The following is a 1,692-nucleotide window of genomic DNA, read 5'->3' as shown; positions in this document are numbered from 1 at the left end:
TTTACTTACAAGGACATTATATTACATTTAAACCTGTGGAAAACTTCTGTATAATAGTGATATGAATAAGTGTAGAAGATATAAAAAAAGTAAAATTATAAATATAATTTTAAAAAATCATTTTGAAAAATTTAAAGAAGATAAGTTATCAAGAATAAAAAGTAAAGAAATGCGTCAGCATATAATTAATGTAATAGAAAAAGCATTGAATTGTGGAAATATAGAGCATGGATATATAAAACATAAATGTTTGAACTGTTATGAAGAATATATTCATGGATTTTCATGTAAAAGTAAATTCTGTACTAAGTGTGGGAGAATGTATTCAATTAAATGGTCTGAAAAGCAAGCAGAGAATATGTTAAATGTAAAGCATAGACATGCAGTATTTACAATACCAGAAGAATTAAGAAATTATTTCTATAAAAAGCGTGAGCTTTTAAAAGAATTGCAAGATGCAGCATATGGAGTTGTATCTCATTATTATAAAAAGAAGGTTAAAGGAAATCACGAAGTAGGATTAATTGCTGTAGTTCATACATTTGGATCAGATTTAAAATGGAATCCTCATATACATGCATTATTTACAGAAGGTGGAATAGATAAAAATAATAAATGGTTTAAAAAGTTATTACATATACCATATCAATATCTCAGAAAATCATGGCAAAAACTAGTGTTAGATATAATAAAAACTAACTTTAAGGATAGAGAAACACAAAAAATAATAAACAGATTATATAAAAAATATAATAATGGATTTTATGTGAATGCACAAAGAGATTTAACGAAAATAAAGGAAGCAGCAAAATATATAGGTAGATATCTTTCGAGGCCAGCTATCGCTGAATATAGAATAAGTGAGTATGATGGAAAATGCGTAACATTTTGGTATGAAAATAAAAATCCTAGAGAAAAAATAACAGTTAGGATGGATGCATTAGATTTTATAGGTAAATTAGTAAATCATATACACCCGAAGGGGTTTAGAGTTGTAAGAAGATATGGATTGTATTCAAGAAGGAAAAATAAACTTAGTATTGAGATTGTAAAACTATATAACTTTATGAAACAAAGAAATATATTTGAATTAATTCAGAAACAGAAAAATAAGAAGAGAAGTTTTAAAGAAAGATTGATAGAAACTTTTGGAGTAAATCCATTTATATGTACTAGTTGTGGTAATGAAATGATGTTATGGGAAATTTGGTATCGTAAATATGGTTTGATATATAATGTATTGAATAAATCAAATTATAAAAATATTATTAATGAAATAGATGAATTTAAGCCAATAAGAATAGTAGATACCAATAAAAGTGAACGAATATGCTTATTTTAAAAGGGTTATTTTGGAAATATGAGTAACCTTATTTTGTCGTACTCAAAATAAGGTATAATATAAAAAATAAAATTTTTAGGAGTATGACTATGTTAAAAGAATTAGAAGAGATGAGTATTGGTCAAAAATTATATAATTACCACTGTAAGTCATGTGGATTTGAAAAAGGAGTGCCAGAATTTCTTATTGAAGAATTTAGAATGGATATAATATTTGGAGCGATAGATCCGCTAGAAGATGAGCCTATGCCAGAACTAGTATGTCCTAATTGCAGAGCAAAATTTGAATACAAAAAAACTGACGACCGTTAGGTGTCAGTTGAGGTGACCTATTTATAGGTCATTTTTTAT

Annotated in this window: 2 protein-coding genes; both read left to right on the top strand. The window is 26.2% G+C overall.

All coding sequences use genetic code 11. The features are described from left to right. Positions 1–61 precede the first annotated feature (61 nt). The gene (locus BN7997_RS14040; RefSeq protein WP_071119304.1) at positions 62–1,342 is read left to right on the top strand and encodes an IS91 family transposase; all 1,281 of its coding nucleotides are present in this window, start codon (positions 62–64) and stop codon (positions 1,340–1,342) included. Between the two features lie 89 nt (positions 1,343–1,431). Beyond that, positions 1,432–1,653: a hypothetical protein gene (locus tag BN7997_RS14035; protein WP_071118921.1), complete on the top strand. Its 222-nt coding sequence runs from the start codon at positions 1,432–1,434 to the stop codon at positions 1,651–1,653. Positions 1,654–1,692 lie beyond the last annotated feature (39 nt).

It is taken from the genome of Romboutsia timonensis, from assembly GCF_900106845.1.
Classification (GTDB): domain Bacteria; phylum Bacillota; class Clostridia; order Peptostreptococcales; family Peptostreptococcaceae; genus Romboutsia; species Romboutsia timonensis.
This window is presented reverse-complemented; position numbering and strand designations above follow the sequence as displayed.

What these genes read in the sequence shown, in the direction of transcription:
- BN7997_RS14040 (WP_071119304.1), top strand. Translation starts at nt 62, where the DNA reads ATGAATAAGTGTAGAAGATATAAAAAAAGTAAAATTATAAATATAATT.
- BN7997_RS14035 (WP_071118921.1), top strand. Translation starts at nt 1,432, where the DNA reads ATGTTAAAAGAATTAGAAGAGATGAGTATTGGTCAAAAATTATATAAT.